This window comes from Peptoniphilus indolicus ATCC 29427, from assembly GCF_000227315.1.
GTDB lineage: Bacteria > Bacillota > Clostridia > Tissierellales > Peptoniphilaceae > Peptoniphilus > Peptoniphilus indolicus.
Window position 1 is genome coordinate 53,877 of the sequence record NZ_JH165062.1, and the last position, 5,830, is coordinate 59,706.

Annotated in this window: 5 protein-coding genes and 1 pseudogene; all 6 read right to left on the minus strand. The window is 29.3% G+C overall.

Annotated features, from left to right (window positions below; genetic code table 11):
- On the minus strand, positions 1–877 hold an 877-nt coding region (locus tag HMPREF9129_RS11710), incomplete at its 3' end, for a radical SAM protein (RefSeq protein WP_169311339.1).
- Positions 878–966: 89 nt separating this feature from the next.
- Positions 967–1,593 carry an MBL fold metallo-hydrolase gene (locus HMPREF9129_RS06305; protein ID WP_004821626.1) on the minus strand — a complete coding sequence of 209 codons (627 nt, stop codon included), beginning with the start codon at positions 1,591–1,593 and terminating at the stop codon, positions 967–969.
- A 3-nt stretch (positions 1,594–1,596) separates the two neighbouring features.
- The gene (dtd, locus tag HMPREF9129_RS06310) at positions 1,597–2,046 is read right to left on the minus strand and encodes a D-aminoacyl-tRNA deacylase (RefSeq protein WP_004821627.1); all 450 of its coding nucleotides are present in this window, start codon (positions 2,044–2,046) and stop codon (positions 1,597–1,599) included.
- 2 nt (positions 2,047–2,048) lie between these two features.
- Positions 2,049–4,186 (minus strand): annotated as a pseudogene (locus HMPREF9129_RS06320) (RelA/SpoT family protein).
- Positions 4,187–4,198: 12 nt separating this feature from the next.
- Positions 4,199–4,561, minus strand: coding sequence for a hypothetical protein (locus HMPREF9129_RS10660; protein ID WP_004821631.1), 363 nt, complete (start codon positions 4,559–4,561; stop codon positions 4,199–4,201).
- Between the two features lie 35 nt (positions 4,562–4,596).
- A partial coding sequence (gene recJ / locus HMPREF9129_RS06325) for a single-stranded-DNA-specific exonuclease RecJ (RefSeq protein WP_004821634.1) occupies positions 4,597–5,830 on the minus strand: 1,234 nt, incomplete at its 5' end.

Below are 5,830 nucleotides of genomic sequence, written 5' to 3' on the forward strand. Positions count from 1 at the left end.
CAGTTATATTGGTTGGATTTAATTTTATCACACTCTCTAGTGAATTTATGAAGTCCTCTTCTGTTTCATCTTCTAACCCGATAATCAAATCCATATTTATATCTTTAAATTTTGGCTTGGCTTTATTATAACACTCTATAAGCTCTTCTATGGAGTTTATTCTATTTATCGACTTAACTGTCTTTAAATTCATAGATTGAGGATTTATACTTATTCTATTAACTTCATTATTTGATAGCATTTCAATCATTTCATCAGTGAGTGTTTCAACCCTTCCAGCCTCTACTGTAAATTCTTTTGTATCTCCAAAGCTATCCTTTAGAATTTCTATAATATTATTTAAGTTGTTAACACCTATTGAAGTAGGTGTTCCTCCACCTATATAAATACTACTTGGATTTTTATTCAAATATTTAGATTCGAATTCTATTTCTTCGATAAGTTTATTTACATAATCTTCAACCATACTAGATTTACTATTTAATGTATGATATGAACAATAAGTGCATTTACTAGGACAAAATGGTATGTGAACATACACACTATAATTATCTATATTTTCACTTATTATATCCTTTTGAATATTTAAAATTTCATAAGCTAAATTAATTTTTTCATCTGCTACAGAATATTCTTTCTTCAAATAATTTCTAACACCTTCTTCATCTCTATCCTTAAGAAGATTATAGATTAATTTTAAAGGACGTATTCCATGAAGAACTCCCCATTTCGGAACTTCTAATTGATTTTCTTTCAGTTGATTAATTAACTCCAACTTTAAATATCTTTGTAAATTTGTTGATTTTTTTATAGGAATTATAAAGTTATACTCATCACTATTTATCTTTAATAACTCATCTTCTATTTTTACACACATAAAATTTCCCCTCTCATATGAGGGAAATATTATTCTTAAAAATTCATAAATTTCATGTGCTAAACCTTGGTTTTCTATTTCTATTTTTATCATAGTCTTTGCAAAAATGGATTGTAGATTTTTTCAAAACCTATTTGAGTTTCTTGTCCATGACCTGGTAAAACTAAAATATTGTCATTTAAATTAGTTAGTTTTTTCAATGAGCTCATTAACGTATCGTAATCTCCTCCAGGTAAATCAGTTCTACCTATTGAACCATAGAACAATGTATCCCCTGAAATTAATATATCATCTATTAATAGACAAACTCCACCAGGAGTATGCCCAGGAGTTTCCAAAACTCTTATATCTCCTCCAGAAAAATTGATAATATCTCCTTCAGAATAATAATGTTCAGCTTTTAAATAAGAATTTATTCCTAGCATTCTATTTAATTCCTTAGATCTTCTTTCTAACATTTCTTCATCATTTTTAGAAATGTAAGCCTCTAGTCCAAAATGGTTTCTAACTTCGTCTAAAGCTCCAAAATGGTCTGGATGTGCATGAGTTAAAAGTATTTTTATTGGCTTTAAATTATTGTCTTCTATAGCTTTAATTATCTTTTCAGCCTCTGCTGCTGGGTCAATTATTATAGCTTCTTTGTTTGAAAAAAGAATATAACAATTCGTTGCATATGACCCAAGCGTAAGTCTTAGTATTTTAAACTTTCTCTCCATATATTAAAATTCCTTTCTACTATCTAACAAAATAGTAACTGGGCCATGGTTTAGAAATTCAACATCCATATCTGCACCATATTTTCCACTCTCTACCTTTATAGAATCTTCCTTAAGCTTTTCTATGAATTTATTGTAGAAATTTATTCCTGAGTCAAATTTTGCCGCTCTTACATATGATGGTCTATTCCCTTTTCTTACATCACCATATAAAGTAAATTGACTAACTACTAAAATTTCACCATTAATATCTTTTATACTTAAATTCATTACTCCATTTTCATCATCAAATATTCTCAAATTGGTAGTTTTTTTATAAATATATTCAAAATCTTCATCAGTATCTTCTGCCTCAATACCTAATAAAATTAATAAGCCATATCCTATTTTGCCTATAGTATTTTCTTCAACTTCTACTGACGCTCTTTTTACTCTTTGTATAACTGCCCTCATAATTATGCCTTCATTCTATATACGTCTAATACGTGTTCTATTCGCTTTATCTTTTCAATAAGTCTTGATAATTCTTCTATTGATTTTATTTCAACAGTTATTGTAACAAATAAATCTCCATCTTTAGTTCTGGCATTTAAAGCCGTCATACTCAATTTAGAATCATTTATTCTATTTGCTACATCTCCTATTACATGGGCCTTATCAAGTGCTCTAACTTCAAATTGAGCACTATAACTATCTCCTTCTTTAGTATCCCACTTAACCTCTATAAATCTTGGGTCATTTTCTATATCAGAAACATTTGTACAATCTCTTCTGTGGACAGAAATTCCTCTACCAAAAGTGATGTATCCCACAATATCATCACCAGGAACAGGATTGCAACACTTAGCAAATCTAACTTTTAAATTATCTACACCTTCAACAACAACCCCGCCTTTGGCAATTCTATTAGGCTCAGTTTTTAAAGGTATATCTTCTAACTTATCATTTTTATGCTCAACATTATAGAAATCTTTAATTCTAGTCATTACTTGAGCGACTGTAACTGTTCCGAAGCCTATTGCCGCGTATAAATCTTCAACTGAAAGTAAATTAATTTTCTTTCTAATTTCTTCTAGCCATTCTTCCTTTAAAACTTCAGGAGGTCTATACCCTAATTTTTTACTTCTCTTTCTAAAGATTCTTTTCCTCTTTCAATATTCTTTTCTCTATCTTTAATTTTAAAATATTGATTTATCTTTTTCTTGGCCTGTGGACTTTTTACAATCTTTAACCAGTCATGCGAAGGTCCTGAATTAGGATTTGTGATAACTTCTATTATATCGCCGCTCTTTAACTTATAATCTAAAGATACAATTCTCCCATTAATTTTTGCACCTGTACAAGTATTTCCTACTTGAGAGTGTATTCTATAAGCAAAATCCAAAGGTGTAGAACCCTCAGGTAAATTTATTACATCTCCTTGAGGTGTAAATACAAATACTTCATCAGCAAAGAAATCCACTTTTAAAGTTTCCATAAAATCATTAGGGTCACTTAAATCTTTTTGCCATTCTAAAAGTTGTCTTAGCCATGTTAAATTTTCATCAAAACTTGTACTCTTTGAAACACCTGCCTTATATTTCCAATGTGCAGCAATACCATATTCAGCTGTTTGATGCATTTCATAAGTTCTTATTTGTACTTCAAAAGTCTCTCCATGATTGTCAATTACTGTTGTATGCAATGACTGATATTTATTAGGCTTTGGCATTGCTATATAGTCTTTAAACCTACCCGGGATAGGTTTCCAAAGAGTATGAACAACACCTAAAACTCCATAACAATCCTTAATATCCTCTACAAGAACTCTAACTGCCGATAAATCATATATTTCTTCAAAATTTTTGCCTTTATACTCCATTTTTTTATAAATAGAATAAAAGTTCTTAGGTCTACCATTTATATCCGCAACTATCCCTAATTTTGTTAAATTTTGTTTTAATTCCGCTATAATCCTATTTATTAAGTCTTCTCTTTCCTGTCTTCTCTTGTTTACCATGTCTACTAATTTATAGTATTTGTCCGGATCAATATATCTTAAAGATAAATCTTCCAATTCCCATTTTATCTTGCTCATACCAAGTCTATCAGCAATAGGAGCATAAATTTCTATAGTTTCAAGAGCTTTTTCATGTTTTTTAGTGTCAGTCATATACTCTAAAGTTCTCATATTATGAAGCCTATCAGCTAGCTTAACAATGATGACTCTAATATCTTTCGCCATAGCCAATACCATTTTTCTAATGTTCTCGGCTTGCTTTTCCTGCTTATTTTTATAATTTAATTTTTTTAATTTAGTTACTCCATCAACTAAGTAAGCTATCTCAATACCAAAATTTTTTTCCACATCTTCAAAAGTTACTTCAGTATCTTCAATAGTATCATGTAACAAACCAGCTATTATAGTTGGAGTATCCATATTCATTTCAGCTAAAATCATAGCAACATTCAAAGGATGTATTATGTAGTCTTCCCCTGAATTTCTCTTTTGTCCTTCATGATTTTTTTTCGCTATTTCAAATGCCAATCTTATTTGTTCAAAATTTGCATTTGGATTGTAAAATTTAATTTTTTCTATTAGTTTATCAATCATACTATCACCAATCTATAACTTCTTTTTGCTAACTCTCATACTAGAAATACGAAGTTCTATATTTTTTACACCTCTAAATTCATTTATAACAGGATTGTATACTAAATCAACTAAAATACTGTTATTTTTATTGTCCACTAGCTTATAAACTTCATCTATTAATCCTAATTCATTACCAAGTTCAAATATAAATTCTTCAACGGTTTTAAAATAGAGTCCCTTCCTGACATTTTTGCCATCAGATACATCAAATTTTAAGACATTTTTATTTTTACCCAGAACAGAAAAATTGAAAATTTTTAAATTTAAACTTGCAAATATAGGTTTAGGATTGCCATTTCCATAAGGCTTTAATATCTCTAAATCAGAAATCATATTAAAATTTACATCCTCTAATGGAACTATACTATCTATATATATTTTTTTACTAAATCTTCTTTTGATAAATTAGAATCATTATTCACATCTACAATAAAATCTTTTAGTCTATCCTCATCAATACTAAGTCCACAAGCCATTTTATGTCCGCCAAAAGCCCTGAACCTGTCCTTGTATTTTTCCAAGTTTTCAAACATATTATATTCTTCTATGCTTCTTCCTGACGCTTTAAGAAAGTTTCTGCTCTTTGTAAACACCAGTGTGGGTCTATTGTATTTTTCTTTTATTCTACCAGCTATAATTCCTATTATAGATTCATCAATTGAAGTTTCTTTTACCATTAAAATCCTAAGTTTTTTATCTAACTCATATTTTTCTATTAATTCATCTACTTTTAAATATCCTTCTTCAGTAAGTTTTTGTCTTTTCTGATTTAATTCTCTGAGCTCTTTTGCCATTACTATGGCTTGAGAATAATTACTCTCTAAAAACAATTCCAAAGATAACTCTGCACTTTCTAGCCTTCCGCTAGAATTTATAGTCGGTCCAATTATAAATCCAATATGATAAACATCTAAATTTCCTTCTATTTGACAAACTTCTATCATAGCTTTTAATCCAATATTTGATGTTTCATTAAGCTTTTTAATTCCTTCAGCGACTATATTTCTGTTTTCATCAACTAAACTCATTACATCGCAAACTGTTCCTATAGTTGCAAAAGGTAAAAATTCATTCATAAATTCTTCTTCATCTTTACCGTTTATAACATATAGTTGTTGAATTAACTTAAATGCAACAACAGCACCACATATACCATTAAAAGGGTATTTAGAAGAACTTCTCTTCGGATTAATTATCGCTATAGCAGTTGGCAACTGTTCAACACCATCTACATATTGAACTTCATGATGGTCTGTAATTATAACATTAATTCCTAAATCATTAGCATGATCTAAAGCTTTCATAGCCGCTATCCCGTTATCACAAGTTATTATTAAATCAATTCCATCATTTTTAGCATAATCTATTATATTTTCATTAATTCCATATCCATCTTCCACTCGATGAGGAATCTTATAATCGACATTTGCCCCAATATTTCTAAGACCTTTACACAATATAAATGTAGATGTAACTCCATCCACATCATAATCTCCCACAATTCTTATTCTTTTCTCTTCTCTTATATTTTGCATTATTAAATTCGTTGCCTTTATCAAATCAGGCAACAAAATAGGAGAGTGCAGATTTGAAATATCAGGA

Coding starts and splice junctions, on each gene's coding strand:
- HMPREF9129_RS10660 (WP_004821631.1), bottom strand. CDS start 4,561: ATGATTTCTGATTTAGAGATATTAAAGCCTTATGGAAATGGCAATCCT.
- HMPREF9129_RS06305 (WP_004821626.1), bottom strand. CDS start 1,593: ATGGAGAGAAAGTTTAAAATACTAAGACTTACGCTTGGGTCATATGCA.
- dtd (WP_004821627.1), bottom strand. CDS start 2,046: ATGAGGGCAGTTATACAAAGAGTAAAAAGAGCGTCAGTAGAAGTTGAA.